The following is a 19,776-nucleotide window of genomic DNA, read 5'->3' on the forward strand; positions in this document are numbered from 1 at the left end:
TTGTGTTAGTATACGCCTCCGCCTGAGGAAAAGCGGTGAATTTATAGCCACTCAGTCACTGGCTGTAAACTGACTCCAAAGTCACTGTCCACAATCTTAGCTTAAAGCATATAAAAGAGTAAAAAGAAATTTCCTTTTATATTCATTGTTTTACAATTCAATCCTAGATCTTTTTTTGAGATTTGGGCCGATGGCCCCTGTTTATCTACAAAGTTATCCACAGGCCATCCCCATTTTTCATGAGCCGTTTTGGATTGTATCAGGCTCGTTTTATGCTCGCCCTTATGGCATGCTAACCCAGATTTAAAACTTCCAATTTTAGGATCCCAATAACTATGTCTCAGATCCCTGAAAACCCGCTGATCCTGGTCGATGGTTCGTCGTACTTATTTCGCGCTTATCATGCGCCACCGCACCTGACCAACTCAAAAGGAGAAGCCACAGGCGCCATCTATGGTGTCATCAACATGCTGAAAAGCTTGCTCAAGCAATATCAGCCAAGCCATATGGTTGTGGTGTTTGATGCCAAAGGGCCAACTTTCAGAAATGAGATGTACAGTGAGTATAAGGCCCATCGTCCACCTATGCCGGATGATCTGCGCACCCAGATCGCGCCGATCCACGATATTATTCGTGCAATGGGCCTGCCTCTGGTCAGTATTGAAGGGGTAGAAGCGGATGATGTCATTGGTACCTTTTCCCGTCTGGCGTCTGAGCAACAAAGACATGTACTGATCAGCACTGGTGATAAAGACATGGCTCAGCTGGTCAATGAGCATGTGACTTTGATCAATACCATGACTAATACCATTTTGGACCCACAAGGGGTGGTGGATAAATTTGGCATCGGACCTGAATTGATCATCGACTATCTGGCGCTGATGGGCGATAAGGTGGATAACATCCCGGGCGTGCCTGGGGTGGGTGAAAAAACCGCGCTGGCGATGCTTCAGGGGCTGGGGTCGATTGACGAGCTTTACGCTAACCTGGATAAAATCGCGGACCTGGGTTTCCGTGGCTCTAAGACCATGTCGAAAAAACTGACCGAAAATGAAGCTCAGCTTAAATTATCCTATGAATTGGCGACCATCAAGCTGGACTGTGAAGTTGAGCAGGACCTGGAACAGTTCAAGATCCAGGAGATGGATAAAGATCAGCTAATCACGCTATATGGACAGTGTGAGTTCAAACGCTGGCTTGCTGAGTTGCTGGATGGTCAAAGTGCACCAGAAACGGCCGCTGATACTGAGCAAGCGTCATCGGTGACGCCACCGGTCGAGGTTGAGTATGAGACTATTCTGGAGCGTGAGCAACTGGAGCGCTGGCTGGACAAGTTGCGTGATGCTGAGCTGTTTGCCTTTGATACCGAAACCACCAGTCTGGATTATATGGAGGCTGAACTGGTTGGTATGAGCTTTGCGGTTGCCGCAGGTGAAGCTGCGTATCTGCCATTGGGTCATGACTATATGGGCGCACCTGAACAGCTGGATAAGGCGTTGGTGTTTGAGCTGATTGGTCCGATCCTGGCGGATCCCAAACATAAAAAGGTCGGACAAAACCTCAAATACGATAAGAGCGTGTTGGCACGTGCCGGTTTGGAGCTTAACGGGATTGCCTTTGATACTATGCTGGAATCCTATGTCTTTAACAGTGTGGGCACGCGCCATGATATGGACTCGCTGGCACTTAAATACTTAGGCCATAAAAATATCAGTTTTGAAGAGATTGCCGGCAAAGGGAAAAACCAGCTGACCTTTAACCAGATTGAACTTGATAAAGCGGCACCTTACGCCGCTGAAGATGCCGACATTACCTTGCGACTGCACCAGCACTTATGGCCGCAATTACAGCAACATCCGACGCTGGTTAGCGTCTTTGAAGAGATCGAGTTGCCTTTGGTCAGTGTATTGTCTGAGATTGAACGCACGGGCGTTAAAATCGACAGCAATATGCTGGCGCAGCAAAGTCACACCATTGAAACGCGACTAAAAGAGCTGGAACAGGAAGCTTTCGAGCTGGCCGGAGAAGAGTTTAACCTTAGCTCTACTAAGCAGTTACAGGCAATTTTGTTCGATAAACTTGAACTGCCGGTATTGAAGAAAACACCCAAAGGTGCCCCTTCTACAGCGGAAGAAGTCTTGCAGGAGCTGGCTCATGATTACCCACTGCCGAAACTGATCATCGAGCATCGTGGTCTGGCCAAGCTGAAATCGACCTATACCGACAAGCTACCTAAGATGGTTAATGCACAGACACAACGTGTGCATACCTCGTATCATCAGGCTGTGACGGCAACAGGCCGACTCAGCTCGACGGATCCAAACTTGCAAAACATTCCAATCCGTAACGAAGCCGGACGTCGTATTCGTCAGGCCTTTGTGGCAGATCAGGAGCATGTGATCATGGCTGCGGACTATAGCCAGATTGAACTGCGGATCATGGCACACCTGTCTCAGGACGCGGGCTTATTGAAAGCGTTTGCTGAGGGCAAAGATGTTCACAGTGCTACTGCGTCAGAGGTTTTCTCTGTGCCACTCGAAGACGTGACGTCAGACATGCGTCGTAAAGCTAAGGCGGTGAACTTCGGACTGATCTACGGCATGAGTGCATTTGGTCTGGCCAGACAGCTGGATATTCCGCGTCACGAAGCACAGCATTATATGGATAAGTACTTTGAGCGCTTCCCGGGTGTATTAGAGTATATGGAATCAACACGCGAGAAGGCAGCCGAGCAGGGCTATGTCGAAACCCTCTTTGGTCGACGCTTGTATCTGCCGGATATTAAAGCCCGTAATGGTGCACGTCGTAAAGCGGCTGAACGCGCTGCAATTAATGCCCCGATGCAGGGTACTGCCGCAGACATCATTAAAAAGGCCATGATCAAAGTGGCCCAGTGGCTGGCAACACAGCAGGACAGTGACATTAAACTGCTGATGCAGGTGCACGATGAATTGGTTTTTGAAGTTAAAGCCGACAAAGTGGCGCAGTTTAGCGAACATGTGTGTCAGCTCATGAGTGAAGCAGCCGAGTTGGATGTTCCGTTATTGGTAGAAGCTGACCATGGCGACAACTGGGAACAAGCCCACTAACCTCCCTCTTTGGTAAAAAAAACACGGCTTCGGCCGTGTTTTTTATTGCTCAGATCCCAGTAATGGCGGGCCTTGCAAATGTATCTGGTGTAACTCAGAGGTAAAAATGCGCAGCCTGATGTTTAAAAAATATCAAATTGGCGCATAACTTGCTTTTGATGGTTTATTTCCCCTAAGTGATTTGCTACAGTGCGCGCGTCCTCTTCCTGTAGGACATCCTGTTGATGATGTATCTCTCCTAGTGAAGATACAGTGTATTGATAGCTTCTCCCCAGATTGCTATAACGGCTCGCAATGTGAATGGTGCGAGCCGATTTTTCTCTTCTTATTTCATCCCGAAATCTGCAAATAAGCCCGCCAGAAGTCAGGCTATTATTAGGGACACCGCCATTGCATCTGCTCAAGATATACAGTTAATATGAGCGTTTTCATTCTCAAGGAATACGTCATGCTTAAACCTCTTCTTTTCTCTGTTCTTGGCTTGTCCGCTCAGTTTGCCCAGGCATGGCAACTGGATGCAACACACAGCGATGTGAGCTTTACTTCAATTAAGGCGGGCAGTGTTGCCGAAAACCACCACTTTAAACAACTGACAGGCTCGATTAATAAAGCCGGCGAACTGGATTTGCGATTAGATCTGAGCAGCATTGAAAGCCTTATCCCGATCCGCAATGAGCGCATGCAAAAAATGTTGTTTAATGTGGCTAAGTTTCCTGAAGCCAAGATCACTGCAAATGTCAGTCAGCATCTGAAAGCGTTAAAGCCGGGCGCACAGATCATTCGCAAAGTGCCCGTTACGCTTGCTTTGCATGGTCAGGTTGCGACATTGAATGTTGATTTGGTGGTCAACAAAGGCGCTCAGCAACTTCAGGTGACCCCATTGCGTGCCGTACTGATCAACAGCCGCGATTTTGGTCTGGATGCAGGTATTGAAGCGCTGCGCAAGGTTGCCGGTCTGAATACCATTGCCACTGCGGTACCTGTCACGTTTAATCTGGTGTTCAGTGAGTAAGATTGAGGCGCTGATCGACCATTATGTCACGCAGCATGCCCCCACCGGGCGCTGGCATGCGGATGAATGTGGCGTCGGCGCGTTTGAAATTGATGCACAAGGTCGCTGGTTTCACGACGGCGCGCCGATCAGCCGAGCAGGGTTGGTCAGGCTGTTCGCCAGTGTGTTGTGTTATGAGCAGGGTCAGTACCTGCTCAAATCACCCGCTGAGACGTGCCCGGTAAAAGTCGCTGATAGCCCCTTTGTGATTGTGAGCTGGCAGTATTGCAACCTGGCCCCAACCTTGGGCTTGTCGACGACTTTAATCGCACAAGATAATCTGGGCCGGTTATGGCCTGTTTGCAGTGAATTTCCCCTGGTGCTTAAATCCTATCAGGGTCAGCCAGTCCCGTATTTGATGCTCAATTATGGCTTATCGGCACGAATTAGTCGTTCGGTCTATTATCAGTGGGCTGAGTTGGCGCAGTCTCGGGGTGATGAGTTTGTGTTGACGTCGGCAAATACGTCATTTGTAATTGGTTAGGCTGCGCCAGGGGCACAGCCTGTGAGCCTTATGATTAGGCCGAAGGGGTGTCCTGCTCTGCGTCTTCTTTGACGTATGGCCCCAGGAACCAGTCGTCCAGCTGCCAGGCAAGTTCTTTGAGCCCCAGACCTTTGAGCGACGAAAAAGCATGGACGGTGATATCGGCATTGAGCTCTGCCAGTGCTTTGCGTACCTGAAGTACCTCTGCTTTACGCTTACCTTGCTTGAGCTTATCGGCCTTAGTTAATAGAGCCAGCACCGGAATATCGCTACCTGCGGCCCAGTTGATTAAGTCCATATCCAGGTCTTTCAGTGGGTGACGGATATCCATCAAGACCACGATACCTTTCAAACTCTGGCGTTTTTGCAAGTATTCGCCCAGTGATTTTTGCCACTTCTTCTTCATTTCAAGCGGTACTTTCGCAAAGCCGTAACCGGGCAGGTCAATCAGGCGTTTATCTTCGTCGAGCGAGAAAGTATTAATGAGCTGAGTACGGCCCGGCGTTTTACTGGTCCGCGCCAGTTTCTGATCAGTCAGAGCATTCAGTGCACTGGATTTTCCCGCATTGGAGCGTCCAGCAAACGCTACTTCAATACCGGTATCGGCGGGTAATCGGGAAATATCTGGGGCACTCGTTACAAACTGAGCACGGTTATACGGCATGCGGGATTTTAGCACTTCGACTCCTCAAGGGGATTGATCTCATTATTGTCTATTTTATTATACTTGGTTGCTAAAGCAAAAGCCGATAAAATCTTCACCCTGGGTGAGTTTTTGCGCTATGCCCTGGATGGGAAACTTAATCCAGGTCAAATCCCTATAATTTATGGGCTTAATGTGAGCAGAAAACGTGCCAGAGAAATTAATATCGTGTAGAATGTAGCAATTGCAACGTAAAACTCGAGTCCATTGACTTTGGCTGTGCCAATTAGTGCACATTTAGCAAGCTTGGTCAGTCGGTCTCAAATAAGATTTGCCCACGCAGTAAAAGAAACGAGGCTTTTTCGGCTGGGGTCAAAATTACAGGGTCGGAAACAGAGAATTTACCATGAAAAAAATAGCATTAACTTTAACTATGTTGCTAGGGTCCTTGTCAGCCAGCAACGTCGCGGCATTTGATGGCGATGCGCAAGCCGGTAAAGCAAAAGCTGCAACCTGTGCGGCGTGTCACGGTCCGGATGGCAATGCTCCTGTTACTATGTATCCGAAAATCGCCGGCCAACATGCCGACTACCTTTATAAGCAACTGAAAGAGTTCAAGCTAGGCATGACGTCTGGTGGTAAAGAAGGGCGTATGGATCCTGTGATGAGCGGTATGGCAATGCCACTGTCTGATCAGGACATGAAAGATCTGTCGGCATATTTTGCGTCTCTGCCAATGTCTTCAGGTACTACACCAGAGGATGTAGTTGAAGTTGGCCAAAAGCTTTACACTGCCGGTGATGCAGAGCGCGGTATTCCGTCTTGTGCTGCGTGTCACGGTCCACGTGGTAACGGCACGTCACTGTCTAAGTTCCCGAAAATTTCATTCCAGCACCCTGAGTACATCAAGGCACAGCTTGAAAAGTTCCGTAGCGGCGATCGTAACAACGATCCAAATGGTATGATGAGCGATATCGCAAAGAAACTGACTGACAAAGACATCGAAGTATTATCTAAGTACTTGGGTGGCCTGCACTAAAGTCGTATAGACGAAAAACTAACCCAGTGTAAACGTTGGGTATTGTAAAAAAGGCAGCAACTGAGCTGCCTTTTTTTGATCTCGGATTGTGAGATATATCTCAATGATGATGTAGGATATGTACCTATACGATCTGTACGACTTGACTTAATTTCATTTTGTGTTTAGTTGTAACCTATTGTAATAAAATTGGTTTGATGTTGTTTCAAAATATTCAGGTAATAATTTTGTTATTGTTTAGTTGTAACTGTTTCAGATCGGCGTAGATTATTCGTTGTCGCCAGATAATACAAAAACAGGGACAATTCGTATCGGAAGCGTCGGTGGCAGAGTTAAGTATTCAGTTGTGAATACACAGGATGATTAAGAAAGTGTCAGGAAGACCGACAATAAAAAATGCATTGGAAGTTTGATAACAATAACAATATGGAAAGTGTTCACGGAAGTGACAACAAAAACAAAACGGAAGATACCACAATAAAAATAACAATGACTTAAAAGTCGAAGGGAGAAGTGTCCAGTTTGTGACGCTCAGATTAGTAAGCGGTAGAGAGCAATCTCTGCCGCTTTTTTATTTTTTCGTGCATATTTGTTCACTAATTGATTGCTGTTACAATACGGCTTTTAAGGCATTTCGGTTTATCTCAGTTGCAAAATCCTCAGTCATGGCGTTGCGGCCTTTGTGAAGGCGACTCACTGACGCATTACCATCAGGACAAATTCAGAGACTACTGGCAGTGTCAGCGCTGCAAGCTGGTATCTGTCTCCCCCGAACAGCGATTGAGCGCTGAGCAGGAAAAAGCCATTTACGACAGCCATGAAAATAGCCTGACGGATCCTGGTTACAGACGGTTTTTATCCCGATTGGCTGAGCCGTTGTGTGCCCGCTTGCCAGCTGCGCAATCCGGGTTGGACTTCGGCTGTGGTCCGGGCCCTTTACTGGCAAAAATGCTGACCGAGGCGGGACACCGGATGGCCGTCTATGATTTATACTATGCCGATGATCCCAAAGTGCTGGACCAGCAGTATGACTTTATCACATGTAGTGAAGTGATCGAGCATCTGGCTCAGCCAGGCACAGTGTTGCGTAGGCTGTTAACCATGTTGAAACCTGGTGCTCCGTTAGCATTGATGACGAAACTGGTAATAGATCAGGCACGCTTTGCAACCTGGCACTACAAAAACGATCAAACCCATATTGCGTTTTTTAGTCGGGAGACATTTGCCTATATTGCAGAGCAATTTAATACCCAGGTTGAAGTGATCGGCAATGATGTCATCATTTTGACTAAGCGATAGCGAAGAATGAGTAAAGACTAGTATGACGAGAAAGAAAAAATCCCGTAAAGTGGGTAATATAGGTACTCCCAGACTCAGCAAAGAAAAGCTGCAGGAGCTCAGAGCACTGAAAGATCAGCGTTCTAAAAAGCAGAAGGGTAAAAAGCCTGGCTCGCGAAATGCACAGGAAGCCAAAGTGGAGGAGAATCAAACCACTGGCAGTAAAAAGGATCCGCGTGCGGGCAGTAAAAAGCCTGTTGCTCTGGTTCCTCAGTCACAGCAGCCAAGTCAGCCGAAGTTAAATCGTGATCTGAAGCCTCAGGTGGAGCTGAAGAAAGTGACACAGGTGACATTAACACCGGAAGAAGAGCTACGACAGCTGGAAAATGATGAGCGTCTGATGGCGCTGTTAGAGCGTCATGAGCGTGGTGAGTTACTGACAGGCAAAGATGCCAAGTACTTCAATAAGTCGGTGGCTCGTCACCAGGCGTTATGTGAGTTACTGGGCATTGATGATGAGTTTGAAGAAGCCGATATGGCTCAGGAAGATGAGCTGGATCAGTGGATGAGTAATGATCTGGCTGATGAGTGGTTAACAGACGAAGACGAGGAGCGTTAAACTATGTGGATAGCCGCGATTGTGGTAGGCGCGTTGATCATTGCCGGTTTGGCCTTTTATGCCGGCAAGCTGCTGTGGCAGCTGAAAGTTCAGAAAGACACGATAGCAAAATTGCAGCAGGAGCAAAAAGAGAAGCTGGCGCGTTCTCGTCAGGAACGAAATGCTAAGCTATCCGATAGTATCAATCTGATCGCCAAAGCGATGCAGCAGAAACAGTGTGAGTACTCCGAGGGCTGTTTACGGGTATGGGTACTGATGTCTCAGTACAGCTTCGATGAAGAAATTGAGCTGAGTCAGAGTTATCCGGGTGTGCATGAGATGTACGAAGAAGTCAAAGAAATGCCAACCCATGAAGCGCGTAAAAAGTACAGTAAGAAAGAGATCTACAAAATGGATGCTCAGCGCTGGCGTGCTGAAGAGCGTCTTGAAGCACAGATCCTGGAAGACTGTGAAAAGCTACTGAGTCGTTTTAAGCCCTTACCGGGCAGTGAAAACGTGGTCTTTCAGTAGCCATGTATGCTCTACTGAGAGCGCGTAGTGCGCTCTGCTTGCAAGGTGGCGGGTGAAAAACCCGTCACCAGCATAGTGCCTGTTAATACCAGCACCATCCCGCCTAATGTATTGAGCCCAACCTGCTCGTCTAATATCAAATAGCCCCAGATAATCCCAAACAGGGGGATTAAGAAAGTAACCGATAGCGCAGAAGCCGCGCCTACCTCTGAAATTAATCGAAAATATAATAAGTAAGCAATGCCGGTACAGATCACACCTAAGGCGATCACGGCAGAGATCTCGGTACTATCTGGTACCGCCCGCATGGGTACGAAAGGAAGCAGTGGCAGTAGCCAGACGACGGCCGCCCACATGCTGCCATGGGCATTATCAAATGCGGGGATCTGGGGCGCATTTTTAGCATAGTTGCTCGCAACCCCGTAACAGACCGCAGCAAGTACACCTGCCAGGACCGGCCAAATCAGCTTTTCTGAGACCAGTGTTTCGTCCCAGCCAACTAAGATCACAACGCCGCATATCCCAAGCACCATGCCGATCACGGACTTGATAGAAAGGGGTGTTCGATGCCAGAAAAAAGCGATTAAGGCACCCCAAATGGCCGCCGTGGCGTTCAAAATTGCTAACATAGAAACCGTCAGGGTTTGTGCCGCATAGGCAAAGAGTACGAAAGGCAGCGCGGTATTGAGCAAACCCAAAATAAAATAGTGACGGGCGTGGGCGCGAAAGTGCAGATATTGTTTCAGATACAAGGCTATCACGAGCAACGCCAGTGCGGCAAAGCTCACTCTGAATTCAATTAAATAAGCAGGGCCAAAGGTTGGCGCAGCAATGCGCATAAACAAAAATGAACCGCCCCATATTGCTGCCAGACAGATCAAACGGATAAAGCTAGTTAATGGCATAAAGTTCTCTTTTACAGAGCCAGTCTGCGGGTGAAAGAAATGATAGTCTTAAAGTGACCGAATAGATGCCTTGATGCAATGAGAAATAGAGTGTAGGTTCTGAAAGTGGCCAGGAGAGGGCTTGGAGGAGGTAAGACACGCAGGAGCACATTGGCCCCTGCGTAAACGGGCTTACAGGCCCAGTTTCTTTTCCAGATAGTGGATGTTTGTGCCACCGTTTTGGAAGTTTTCGTCCGCCAGAATTTTCTTGTGTAGCGGGGTATTGGTTTTAATACCGTCAATCACAAGTTCATTCAACGCGTTACGAGCTCGGGCAATGGCCACGTCACGGTTTTCACCGTAAGTGATCAGTTTACCGATCATTGAGTCGTAATGCGGCGGCACTGTGTAATCAGCATAAATATGGCTGTCCCAGCGAATGCCCAATCCACCGGCTGGGTGGAAACGTGTGATCTTGCCTGGAGACGGAATGAAACTTTCCGGATCTTCAGCATTGATACGACACTCAATCGCATGGCCACGGATCACAACATCATCCTGAGTGATAGACAAGGGTTGACCTGCAGCAATTTTCAGCTGCTCTTTGATTAGGTCAACGCCAGTTACCATTTCAGTAACAGGGTGCTCTACCTGGATACGCGTGTTCATCTCGATGAAGTAGAATTCACCATTTTCATACAAGAATTCGAAAGTACCTGCACCGCGATAGCCGATCTCAATACATGCACGCGTACAACGGTCACCAATGAACTTACGCATTTCTGCAGTAATACCAGGTGCAGGTGCTTCTTCCACAACCTTCTGGTGACGACGTTGCATTGAACAGTCACGCTCACCCAGGTGAATAGCATTGCCTTGTCCGTCAGCCAGTACCTGTACTTCGATATGGCGTGGGTTTTCAAGGAATTTCTCCATGTATACCATGCCATTACCAAAGAACTGTTGGGCTTCAGTTTGCGTCAGTGCGATTGAGTCAAGTAGCTCTTCTTCAGAACGTACAACACGCATACCGCGACCACCACCGCCACCGGCAGCTTTGATGATCACCGGGTAACCGATACGCTTAGCGATCTGTACGTTGCGCTCATTGTCATCCGTTAGCGGACCATCTGAACCTGGTACACAAGGGACGCCTGCTTTACGCATTGCTTCAATCGCTGACACTTTATCACCCATCAGACGAATGGTATCGCCCTTTGGACCGATAAAGATAAAGCCGCTCTGTTCAACCTGATCGGCAAAATCTGCATTCTCAGACAGGAAGCCGTAGCCTGGGTGAATGGCAACGGCATCAGTAACTTCAGCTGCAGCAATGATGCGTGGAATATCCAGGTAACTTTCACTGGCGGCGGGTTTACCAATACAAATGGTTTCGTCTGCAAGTAGCACGTGTTTGAGGTCACGGTCGGCAGTCGAATGGACCGCAACTGTTTTAATCCCCAGCTCCTTGCAGGCACGCAATACGCGAAGCGCAATTTCGCCTCGGTTTGCAATGACTACTTTATCTAGCATAGTGTTAACCTTCCAGGGGCATTATTCGATGATGAACAGAGGTTGATCGAACTCAACCGCGTCGCCATTCTCAAGCAGGATCGCCTTCACAACACCGGCTTTGTCAGCTTCAATTTGGTTCATCATCTTCATCGCTTCAACGATACACAGTGTGTCACCTACGTTGACTTTTGAGCCTACTTCTACGTACGGAGCAGCCGTTGGTGAAGAAGCTGAGTAGAAAGTACCAACCATAGGTGACTTCACCTGATGGCCAGCTGGCGTGTTATTTGCTGCTGCCGGTGCTTCTGCGGCTGGCGCAGCTGGTGCTGCTACTGGTGCTGGAGCCGCTGCCGCTGGTACTGAGTACTGCTGTGGCTGAGCAATAACCGGAGCGCTGCTGTGACGATTGATACGTACAGACTCTTCACCTTCGGTGATTTCCAGCTCTGCAATGCCTGATTCTTCTACTAATTCGATAAGTTTCTTGATCTTGCGAATATCCATAACTTGACCCGCCTGTTAGTTAATTTGAGTTATCTTGTTTGCGCAGCTTGGCTACGGCGGCCATCAATGCCGCTTCGTAGCCCAGCGCACCTAATCCACATATTACCCCTTGCGCCACATCCGAAAAGTAGGACTTGTGACGAAAGGGCTCGCGTGCATAGACATTTGATAAATGCACTTCATAAAACGGGATGCTGACGCTCAATAAGGCATCTCTCAGCGCAATACTGGTGTGCGTAAATGCCGCCGGATTGAAAATGATGCAATCAACACGATCATATTGTGCGTGAATATGATCGATCAGCTCGGCTTCGCTATTGCTTTGAAAATGACTCAGCTCAACATCGTAATTTACTGCGCTCTGCGTGAGGTCCTGCATGATGTCTTTTAAGGTCCGGGTGCCGTACTTATCCGGCTCACGTCGGCCCAGCATATTCAGGTTTGGGCCATTCAGGACTAAAATCTTTAAATTTGTAGACATAATGCGTGAAATTCCTTTATTTAGAAAACAAAGCGACTTTTATTAGCAAAGACCTTGTTAACTTAAGCGTATGCACAGTAAATAGCAAATATTTCTCACGTTCGCGAACTATTATAGAGAGTTCAAGGTAAATAGCAGCAAAATACTGGTCTAATCAGCATAAGAAGAGACGAGACACAGAGGCAAATCTTCAGGCCTCTGTGTCTGGGTAGCGGAACACTCGCTAAAAAGGCAGGTTACAGGACGTATTGACGTACTTTTTCCAGGTGCGCGGCGAACTCGTCAGCGTCCTGGAACCCGGTAACACGTAATTCGGGGATCTCATTGCCCTGCGCATCAAAGAACAAAATACTGGGCAGACCGAATACGGTAAACGCTTCCATGATCTCTATGGTGGTGTCGTTACTTTCGGTCAGGTCGAGTTTTAAGGTATCGAAGTAGGCAAACTGGGTCTGCACCTGCTCGGTTGGGAAAGTGTATTTCTCAAACTCTTTACAGGCCACACACCATTCTGCATACAGGTCCACCATGGCAATTTTGCCTTTGCTGTTGGCTTGCTCGATTGCAACGTTCAGTGCAGCCAGGTCGTCCAGCAGTCGGAACTCTTGCTTGTCTTCATTCTGCGCAATGCTTACCGGGGTGGTGTTAGTATCCGGAAAAACCACGCTTCTTGCGGTGAGTAAGCCGACGATAAACAAGCTGGTTGCCATTGCCCAGAGTACAGTTTTACCTTTACCTTGTGCCTGTCCACTTTGCCAGTGATGCAAATACAGAGCGGTTGCCACTGCCAGCACCGATGCCATGCCCAGAATAATGTTAAAGTCGAGGATCCGCTCAAGCAGGATCAAAGGCACAAACAGCATGACAAAACCGAACAGGGTTTTAACCTGATCCATCCAGCCCCCGGCTTTAGGCAGTAGCTTACCACCTGAGGTACCAAGCAACAGTAGTGGCAGACCCATACCCAGACTTAGCGCGTACAGTGTCAGGCCGCCCACCATAAAGTCGCCACTTTGAGCAACATAAAGCAGGGCTGCAGACAACGGGGCCGTGGTACATGGTGAGGCAATCAGGCCTGACAACACACCCATGGAGAACACCCCGACATAGTTGCCGCCACTTTGCTGATTACTGATCTCAGTCAGCTTGCTCATCATGGAGCTGGGTAGTTTGATTTCGTACCAGCCGAACATCGCAAAGGCCAGTAACACAAACAGTAAACTAAAGCTTATCAGCACCGCTGGATGCTGCAGATAACCCTGCACCTGGCCACCAAAATAGGCAACGACCAGTCCCAGCGCTGCATAAGTTACCGCCATGCCCTGAACATAAACAAAAGACAGGCTAAAGGCCTTTTTGGTCGACAAGTGTTGCTGTCCGGCGATCAGGCTAGACAGGATTGGAAACATAGGGAAGACACAAGGGGTAAATGCCAGTCCCACGCCAACCGCAAAAAAGACTGCCAGGTTGGTGAGTAGTGATTGCTGTGCCAGGCGTTCAGTGAAGCTCAGGTCGTCGTCATTACCAGAGGAGACATCTGGCTGGCTGGTTGCTTTAGTGGCGGGTGGGGTTGCATCATCATCGGCACTGACTAAGGCCGTTAAAGGGACAGTGATCACTTCTGGTGGGTAGCATAGTCCCGCTTCGGCACAGCCTTGGTAGCGTATTTTGACTACCGCACCGTCGGTGATATTGCTGAGCCGGGAGATCACCGCAAATTGGTCAAAGTACACTTCGGTTTTACCAAAAAATTCATCTTCGATCATTTCACCCTGGCTGTATTCGGGTACTGTGATGTCAGCGCCTTTGGCAATGATCTCCAGTTTCTTCTTATATAAGTAGTAGCCGGGCGCAATATCCCAGCCAGTAAAGAGCACTTTGCCCTGCTGATCGAAGTCGAATTGAAATGCCTCATCGACCGGTAAAAACGTTTGCTGTTTGGGCGCCAGCAAGCTATCTAGCACAGTGGCATTGCCAGCCGCCTGAGTGGCGGGGCTCATCAGCATAAATAGGCTGATAAAAACGGCCAGTATGCCGCTGGGTAAAAAGTGCGTCAGCATTCGCATTAATTCAGTACCTCATCAATCCAGTTAAAATAGTCCCGTGATCCTGCACAAACTTCGATGACCTGTATTTCAGGTACATCATAGGGGTGCAAGCGGTGAATGGTCTCCATAACAGCAGTAACAAAGTCAATATGGGTTTTCACCATTAACTTGTACTCGTTGTCCTGAGTAACCTCGCCCTGCCACATATAAATGGACTCAACGCTTGGCAAAATGTTCACACAGGCTGCTTGTTTATTTGTCACCAAATGTCGGGCAATGTCTCGCGCCTGCGTCTGCGTGCTGCAGGTGGTCATGACCAGTCGGTAAGGTGTCGCCATGGTTATCCTTTCACTTGAGCTAAATTTGCTCTAGTGTAACTAAACAAGCTGGGTATCCCAAGCGCTTCACCTGCTCTTTCGTCGCATTGGTCGCGTGCTTTGTTGTGCCTGATGCACGGGCTTGAAATAAGACCCGAGGACCCATACATCTATTTCAGTTATTTTGGAGATCTTATGTTTAAAGTCCTTTTTCTACTCTTTATTGTTATTCCCATCGCTGAAATAGCCCTGTTATTGCAAGTCAGTGACGTCATTGGCGGATTTGCCACACTGGCGCTGGTGATCCTGACGGCGGTATTGGGCGCACGTCTGGTAAAACAACAAGGCCTGGGTGCTTACGCAAATGTGCAGCAACAAATGGCGCAAGGTCAGCTGCCTGCCAGTGATCTGTTTGCCGGGATCTGTGTGATCATTGCCGGTGTATTGCTAATGACACCGGGTATTATGACGGATGTACTGGGCTTTATGTTGCTTACACCTGCCATTCGTCAGAAGCTGGCAAAAGTCCTGTTGCAGCGTGCTACGGTACAGGTGCAAAGTGGAAGCATGTTCAACCAGCACTCAGCACAGCAGGAACAGCAGTTCGATCCGTTTGCCGGTCGTACGTCTGCTCATGTGCAGCCGGAACGTGGTGAAGGGAATACCACATTAGAAGGTGAGTTTAAGCGCAAGGACTAAAAAAATTGAAAAAAATGCTTGGGTTTTGTTTTGCCCATCCCCATAAAGTGAAGCAACTCAAGTATTAATTAGTTAGCCCCTTATCAACGGATAAGGTTGAGCGGGCAAACATCTACACTATGTATTCTGTCATTGTTCAGAAACTGTTAGGAGAACTAAACACATGAACATTCGTCCTTTACATGATCGCGTTATTGTTAAGCGTCTTGAAGAAGAAACTAAGTCTGCTGGCGGTATCGTTTTAACTGGTTCTGCCGCTGAAAAATCAACCCGTGGTGAAGTGGTTGCTGTGGGCAACGGCCGCGTGTTGGACAATGGTGAAGTGAGAGCATTACAAGTTAAAGCGGGCGACACAGTATTGTTTGGCTCGTATGTTGAGAAAACAGAAAAAATCGAAGGTCAGGAGTACCTGATCATGCGCGAAGACAACATTCTGGGCATCGTAGAGTAAGCCCGGTCGTCGCACTCAACATTTAACGGTTAATCGAAAGAATTTAGAGGAATAAATATCATGGCAGCTAAAGAAGTTCGTTTTGCAGGCGATGCCCGCACAAAAATGCTTAAAGGCGTAAACGTACTGGCAGACGCAGTAAAAGTAACTTTGGGTCCAAAAGGCCGTAACGTGGTACTGGATAAGTCGTTCGGCGCGCCTACCATTACTAAAGATGGTGTATCTGTTGCAAAAGAGATCGAACTGGAAGACAAGTTCGAGAACATGGGCGCACAAATGGTGAAAGAAGTGGCGTCTAAAGCAAACGATGCGGCGGGTGACGGTACTACGACTGCGACGGTATTGGCACAAGCTATCGTGAACGAAGGCCTTAAATCAGTGGCTGCGGGCATGAACCCAATGGATCTGAAACGTGGTATCGACAAAGCTGTGATTGCTGCGGTTGAAGAGCTGAAAGCGCTATCTGTTCCTTGTTCAGACGCTAAAGCGATTGCTCAGGTAGGTACTATCTCTGCAAACTCTGACAAAGAAATTGGTGACATCATTGCAGAAGCAATGGAAAAAGTAGGCCGCGAATCTGGTGTTATCACTGTAGAAGAAGGCCAGTCACTACAAAACGAATTAGACGTTGTTGAAGGTATGCAGTTTGACCGTGGTTACCTGTCTCCTTACTTCATCAACAATGCTGAAAAAGGTCAGGTTGAGCTGGACAACCCACACATCCTGTTGGTTGACAAAAAAGTATCTAACATCCGTGAATTGCTGCCAACTTTGGAAGCAGTTGCAAAAACCAGCAAGCCTCTGCTTATCATCGCAGAAGACCTGGAAGGTGAAGCGCTGGCAACTCTGGTTGTGAACAACATGCGCGGCATCGTAAAAGTTGCAGCGGTTAAGGCGCCAGGTTTTGGCGACCGTCGTAAAGCAATGCTGCAGGACATCGCTATCCTGACTGGTGGTACTGTTATCTCTGAGGAGATTGGTCTGGAGCTTGAGAAAGCAACTGTTGAAGACCTGGGTACTGCGAAGCGCGTTGTTATCACTAAAGATGACACGACTATCATTGATGGTGCGGGTGAGCAGGAAGGCATTGACGGCCGTGTTGCACAGATCAAAGCACAAATCGAAGAAGCCACTTCAGATTACGACAAAGAGAAACTACAAGAGCGCATGGCTAAACTGGCCGGCGGTGTTGCAGTGATCAAAGTTGGTGCAGCAACTGAAGTAGAAATGAAAGAGAAGAAAGACCGCGTTGAAGATGCACTACACGCAACTCGCGCAGCGGTTGAAGAAGGTGTGGTACCAGGTGGTGGTGTTGCATTGGTTCGTGTTGCGAGCAAGATCGAATCTCTGACTGGCGACAACGAAGATCAGAACCACGGTATCAAAGTTGCGCTACGCGCGATGGAAGCACCACTTCGTCAAATCGTATCAAACGCAGGTGATGAAGCGTCTGTGGTTGTTAACGCAGTGAAAGGCGGCGAAGGTAACTATGGTTACAACGCAGCGAACGGTCAATACGACGACATGATCGAAATGGGTATTCTTGACCCAACTAAAGTAACGCGCTCTGCACTGCAGTTCGCAGCGTCTGTAGCTGGTCTGATGATCACCACAGAAGCCATGGTTGCTGAAATTCCGAAGGAAGAAGCTGCTGCTGCACCAGACATGGGCGGCATGGGCGGAATGGGTGGCATGGGCGGCATGATGTAATAAAAGTCGACCCAAATCGCTTTTTAGAAAAACCCTAACAGTTTGATGTTAGGGTTTTTTTATATCTGAAATTTGCTAAAGCTTCATCATTTTAGGAGGATAAACTGGGGTGTCGAATAAGTTCCCCTGTATTGCTTTTAGTGTCTAGTGTCAGGGAAGCCGACACTCTCACGAAGAAGCATGTGGTCGTATCTTGGATATGAACGACATTAAATCCGGCCCAATCTAATTGATTTATGCAACAATCCCCTCAATGATGAGCGCTAAGCGCTTACAATAATATCAAAAGTTCCTGAATTAAGATTTATCGCTCAAACAGGTTGCGTTCGGGCGTTGTGAGATTCGCCTCCATACTCCCCACAGGTCCTCGGCGAAAGCTTTACTCGGTGCAGGTCCTCCAACAACGTACCACTCATTGCTATATTCATGGCAGTCGAGTACGTCTATAACGGTGTTACCGGGTTGATCATATAGTTGGCTAGGATCCCAATAGCCATCTTTTACAGGAGGAGGTGGTGTATGTGGTCCTTGCTCAAATTGACACTGCTGATCGTCAGTCATACTAAACTTGAGTTGAGCACTTAATGATATATAGCTTTCATCAGTACTCGCTTTGAGTTTTGCAAGCGCATCATTCGCTTCATTTATACAATTTAATGCTCCATCACTGACATTAAATTGCGTGAATTGGCCTTTGATATCAACAGCAATTTTATTTTTTGACAAGACAAATTCATTCACATCGGATTGGCCAGCTTCATTGTTGGCGACAACAAGTACCGTTTTTTGTGTCTCATTGTAAAGGTAGAACTGTTTTTTACCCTGTTGATCGTACGGGCCGCCTTCGCCTAATTCGTAAATTGGGAGGCTAGTAATAATATGTTCTAGGATTTTACCGAATTGGCTTTGATATGAGATTAAGCTATCCGTACTAATGTTATCAAAAATGGCCTTAGCAGCAGATTTAGCTTTATCTATGTTCTTTTGCGAGTAAAAGCCATAATTTTGCAATAGCTCTAGATAGTTGTTTATATCATTCCAACTTAGTTGTGTGTCATAGTTGCTTCCCTGGCGCGCGGCTTGAGAAAGCGTGTTAGTTACATCAGGGATCTGTCTAATATAGCGGGCACCGAAGTCATTTTGTTTGTGAAAACAAGTCCAATCGTCTTCTAAGTCTTGTTCAATTTCCACACAGTGATCAAAAACGTCCTGTGAGCGTAGTACTTGATCTTTTGCGGCATAAGGCCCTCGGTTGTACATAAAAGACATAAGCATAGACAGTGCGTCAGGATCTTTAGATTGTTGTAAAAAGAGATGCATTGAATCTTGAGAGGAGTCAGAACCTTGGTTCCAAGGTAATGAGCCACTTACTATTGCTAGTGCAGAGCCGTTATAAAAACCACTGCTCAAAGATGAGCCGAGTATATTGCGAGCCGGTCCCGCATGTGAGCTTAATACTGTCTTTGGATCAAGGTTTTTAAACGGAATAGGGAACCCTCCTCCAACAACGCCCTGCAATTCTGACCAAGCGCTGCCAGGGTATTCGATTTGTAGCACGCCATCATCTTCTTCAACACCACCAGGCAGATCCTTACCAAGGGAGCTCTCTTGTAGGCCTTTTGATACAAAGTAGTTTGGATTCATTTGTCGTTCAAAATAGTCACCGAATAGTTCACTTGTCGCGAATGGTCGGGATAAATCAAAAGTACCATTTGGGCCCTTTTTTAAGCCGTATTGCATTTGTACACGGCTCGACGCACTGGCATGGGCAAAGGCTAATGCCCACAGCTTGTGTTCGGTGATCGTATTCGAGGATGGAATACCTCGTACGCTTAGGTTTATCTCGTTTGGAAACTCAGCATACCAATCAATGTGGTAAAACTGGCCAGGTTTATTACAACCTTTTCTATCAATATCATACCCTCCGTCAGGAGTTTCTATGATCTCACAATGGTAATTTACAGTTATTCTGTCGGCGAGCAAAATGCGGTAATCCACATTGCCATTGTGAGTTGGTAATAGTTGGCGATACTGAGCCAAGTCGATAGTTTTTATTGCTGATACTTGAGTGCTCATGCTGAGCAACAGCGCACTATAAATAGAGTGAAGATGTATTTTTTGCATATGTTAGTCTCTCATGTTGTATCGAAATCGTTTGATTTTGACATCGTTGTCAATGGTATAAAGTATACAATTTTGATCAAAAAACATACTATGTAAAGGTTTTCAGTTCATTTTTTATTGCAAAGTTAACTAGATTTTTTTGTAAGGTATAAGAATATCAACTACTTAGGTTTAAGTCGTGCTGATTGTGACTGTGAATGGTGTATTTCAGTGTTCTTGATTATGTTCCAAAGAGGCAAGCACACTTTCAGGCACCGAAACGCCAGCTTCAGCTGCTTTGATCATGACAACAATGTATGACTCGATGAGCTTGCTTTGCCTCATCGTAAA

The 19,776-nt window shown here is 47.3% G+C and carries 18 protein-coding genes; 10 read left to right on the top strand and 8 right to left on the bottom strand.

The genetic code is table 11. The annotated features are described in order from the left end of the window. Positions 1 to 335 precede the first annotated feature (335 nt). The 3 genes from polA (at position 336) to QNM19_RS14280 (ending at position 4,624) form a co-directional block, all read left to right on the top strand. Positions 336 to 3,089 carry a DNA polymerase I gene (polA, locus tag QNM19_RS14270; RefSeq protein WP_049866244.1) on the top strand — a complete coding sequence of 918 codons (2,754 nt, stop codon included), beginning with the start codon at positions 336 to 338 and terminating at the stop codon, positions 3,087 to 3,089. A gap of 448 nt (positions 3,090 to 3,537) precedes the next feature. Continuing rightward, positions 3,538 to 4,101 carry a YceI family protein gene (locus QNM19_RS14275; protein ID WP_049866243.1) on the top strand — a complete coding sequence of 188 codons (564 nt, stop codon included), beginning with the start codon at positions 3,538 to 3,540 and terminating at the stop codon, positions 4,099 to 4,101. Beyond that, on the top strand, positions 4,094 to 4,624 hold the full coding sequence (locus QNM19_RS14280) for a DUF1285 domain-containing protein (RefSeq protein ID WP_049866242.1): 531 nt from the start codon (positions 4,094 to 4,096) through the stop codon (positions 4,622 to 4,624). Before QNM19_RS14275 ends, QNM19_RS14280 begins: the two co-directional genes overlap by 8 nt. 34 nt (positions 4,625 to 4,658) lie before the next feature. On the opposite strand, the gene yihA is transcribed toward QNM19_RS14280, so the two are convergent. Next, positions 4,659 to 5,303 (bottom strand): ribosome biogenesis GTP-binding protein YihA/YsxC, encoded by a 645-nt coding sequence (gene yihA, locus QNM19_RS14285; protein ID WP_049866241.1) that lies wholly within the window; start codon positions 5,301 to 5,303, stop codon positions 4,659 to 4,661. A gap of 370 nt (positions 5,304 to 5,673) precedes the next feature. On the opposite strand from yihA, the gene QNM19_RS14290 reads away from it, so the two are divergent. The 4 genes from QNM19_RS14290 (at position 5,674) to QNM19_RS14305 (ending at position 8,713) form a co-directional block, all read left to right on the top strand. Next, positions 5,674 to 6,306, top strand: a complete 633-nt coding sequence (locus QNM19_RS14290; RefSeq protein WP_010383752.1) for a c-type cytochrome — start codon at positions 5,674 to 5,676, stop codon at positions 6,304 to 6,306. A gap of 648 nt (positions 6,307 to 6,954) precedes the next feature. Beyond that, positions 6,955 to 7,605 carry a class I SAM-dependent methyltransferase gene (locus tag QNM19_RS14295; protein ID WP_049866240.1) on the top strand — a complete coding sequence of 217 codons (651 nt, stop codon included), beginning with the start codon at positions 6,955 to 6,957 and terminating at the stop codon, positions 7,603 to 7,605. A gap of 22 nt (positions 7,606 to 7,627) precedes the next feature. After that, positions 7,628 to 8,203 (top strand): Der GTPase-activating protein YihI, encoded by a 576-nt coding sequence (gene yihI, locus QNM19_RS14300; RefSeq protein WP_049866239.1) that lies wholly within the window; start codon positions 7,628 to 7,630, stop codon positions 8,201 to 8,203. 3 nt (positions 8,204 to 8,206) lie between these two features. Beyond that, positions 8,207 to 8,713 carry a DUF2489 domain-containing protein gene (locus QNM19_RS14305; RefSeq protein ID WP_010383749.1) on the top strand — a complete coding sequence of 169 codons (507 nt, stop codon included), beginning with the start codon at positions 8,207 to 8,209 and terminating at the stop codon, positions 8,711 to 8,713. Between the two features lie 11 nt (positions 8,714 to 8,724). Here the strand turns inward: QNM19_RS14305 and QNM19_RS14310 are convergent, their stop codons facing one another. The 6 genes from QNM19_RS14310 to cutA all read right to left on the bottom strand — a co-directional run bounded on the left by QNM19_RS14310 (position 8,725) and on the right by cutA (position 14,483). Next, positions 8,725 to 9,618 carry a DMT family transporter gene (locus QNM19_RS14310; protein WP_284026838.1) on the bottom strand — a complete coding sequence of 298 codons (894 nt, stop codon included), beginning with the start codon at positions 9,616 to 9,618 and terminating at the stop codon, positions 8,725 to 8,727. Positions 9,619 to 9,789: 171 nt separating this feature from the next. Continuing rightward, complete coding sequence (gene accC, locus QNM19_RS14315; protein WP_058796541.1) at positions 9,790 to 11,130, bottom strand: acetyl-CoA carboxylase biotin carboxylase subunit; 1,341 nt, start codon at positions 11,128 to 11,130, stop codon at positions 9,790 to 9,792. A 21-nt stretch (positions 11,131 to 11,151) separates the two neighbouring features. After that, positions 11,152 to 11,616 (bottom strand): acetyl-CoA carboxylase biotin carboxyl carrier protein, encoded by a 465-nt coding sequence (gene accB / locus QNM19_RS14320; RefSeq protein ID WP_049865557.1) that lies wholly within the window; start codon positions 11,614 to 11,616, stop codon positions 11,152 to 11,154. 19 nt (positions 11,617 to 11,635) lie between these two features. Then, complete coding sequence (aroQ, locus tag QNM19_RS14325) at positions 11,636 to 12,097, bottom strand: type II 3-dehydroquinate dehydratase (RefSeq protein WP_010383744.1); 462 nt, start codon at positions 12,095 to 12,097, stop codon at positions 11,636 to 11,638. A gap of 236 nt (positions 12,098 to 12,333) precedes the next feature. Then, entirely contained in the window at positions 12,334 to 14,163 is a 1,830-nt protein-coding gene (locus QNM19_RS14330; protein ID WP_417712407.1) for a protein-disulfide reductase DsbD, read from the bottom strand. Continuing rightward, the gene (cutA, locus tag QNM19_RS14335; RefSeq protein WP_049865556.1) at positions 14,163 to 14,483 is read right to left on the bottom strand and encodes a divalent-cation tolerance protein CutA; all 321 of its coding nucleotides are present in this window, start codon (positions 14,481 to 14,483) and stop codon (positions 14,163 to 14,165) included. Before cutA ends, QNM19_RS14330 begins: the two co-directional genes overlap by 1 nt. A 174-nt stretch (positions 14,484 to 14,657) precedes the next feature. On the opposite strand from cutA, the gene QNM19_RS14340 reads away from it, so the two are divergent. The 3 genes from QNM19_RS14340 (at position 14,658) to groL (ending at position 17,322) form a co-directional block, all read left to right on the top strand. Next, positions 14,658 to 15,161: an FxsA family protein gene (locus tag QNM19_RS14340; protein WP_049865555.1), complete on the top strand. Its 504-nt coding sequence runs from the start codon at positions 14,658 to 14,660 to the stop codon at positions 15,159 to 15,161. Between the two features lie 163 nt (positions 15,162 to 15,324). Further along, positions 15,325 to 15,612, top strand: coding sequence for a co-chaperone GroES (locus QNM19_RS14345; RefSeq protein WP_010383739.1), 288 nt, complete (start codon positions 15,325 to 15,327; stop codon positions 15,610 to 15,612). A gap of 60 nt (positions 15,613 to 15,672) precedes the next feature. After that, entirely contained in the window at positions 15,673 to 17,322 is a 1,650-nt protein-coding gene (gene groL / locus QNM19_RS14350; protein ID WP_010383738.1) for a chaperonin GroEL, read from the top strand. 297 nt (positions 17,323 to 17,619) lie between these two features. Here the strand turns inward: groL and QNM19_RS14355 are convergent, their stop codons facing one another. Next, a complete protein-coding gene (locus QNM19_RS14355; protein ID WP_049865554.1) occupies positions 17,620 to 19,446 on the bottom strand; it encodes a hypothetical protein in 1,827 nt (608 codons plus the stop codon). Between the last annotated feature and the right edge of the window lie 330 nt (positions 19,447 to 19,776).

The organism is Pseudoalteromonas ardens (genome assembly GCF_030125445.1).
GTDB lineage: Bacteria > Pseudomonadota > Gammaproteobacteria > Enterobacterales > Alteromonadaceae > Pseudoalteromonas > Pseudoalteromonas ardens.

Excerpts from the sequence above, each read along its gene's own strand:
- polA (WP_049866244.1), top strand. The coding sequence starts at position 336 with ATGTCTCAGATCCCTGAAAACCCGCTGATCCTGGTCGATGGTTCGTCG.
- QNM19_RS14275 (WP_049866243.1), top strand. The coding sequence starts at position 3,538 with ATGCTTAAACCTCTTCTTTTCTCTGTTCTTGGCTTGTCCGCTCAGTTT.
- QNM19_RS14290 (WP_010383752.1), top strand. The coding sequence starts at position 5,674 with ATGAAAAAAATAGCATTAACTTTAACTATGTTGCTAGGGTCCTTGTCA.
- yihI (WP_049866239.1), top strand. The coding sequence starts at position 7,628 with ATGACGAGAAAGAAAAAATCCCGTAAAGTGGGTAATATAGGTACTCCC.
- QNM19_RS14305 (WP_010383749.1), top strand. The coding sequence starts at position 8,207 with ATGTGGATAGCCGCGATTGTGGTAGGCGCGTTGATCATTGCCGGTTTG.
- QNM19_RS14310 (WP_284026838.1), bottom strand. The coding sequence starts at position 9,618 with ATGCCATTAACTAGCTTTATCCGTTTGATCTGTCTGGCAGCAATATGG.
- accC (WP_058796541.1), bottom strand. The coding sequence starts at position 11,130 with ATGCTAGATAAAGTAGTCATTGCAAACCGAGGCGAAATTGCGCTTCGC.
- accB (WP_049865557.1), bottom strand. The coding sequence starts at position 11,616 with ATGGATATTCGCAAGATCAAGAAACTTATCGAATTAGTAGAAGAATCA.
- aroQ (WP_010383744.1), bottom strand. The coding sequence starts at position 12,097 with ATGTCTACAAATTTAAAGATTTTAGTCCTGAATGGCCCAAACCTGAAT.
- QNM19_RS14330 (WP_417712407.1), bottom strand. The coding sequence starts at position 14,163 with ATGCGAATGCTGACGCACTTTTTACCCAGCGGCATACTGGCCGTTTTT.
- cutA (WP_049865556.1), bottom strand. The coding sequence starts at position 14,483 with ATGGCGACACCTTACCGACTGGTCATGACCACCTGCAGCACGCAGACG.
- QNM19_RS14340 (WP_049865555.1), top strand. The coding sequence starts at position 14,658 with ATGTTTAAAGTCCTTTTTCTACTCTTTATTGTTATTCCCATCGCTGAA.
- QNM19_RS14345 (WP_010383739.1), top strand. The coding sequence starts at position 15,325 with ATGAACATTCGTCCTTTACATGATCGCGTTATTGTTAAGCGTCTTGAA.
- groL (WP_010383738.1), top strand. The coding sequence starts at position 15,673 with ATGGCAGCTAAAGAAGTTCGTTTTGCAGGCGATGCCCGCACAAAAATG.
- QNM19_RS14355 (WP_049865554.1), bottom strand. The coding sequence starts at position 19,446 with ATGCAAAAAATACATCTTCACTCTATTTATAGTGCGCTGTTGCTCAGC.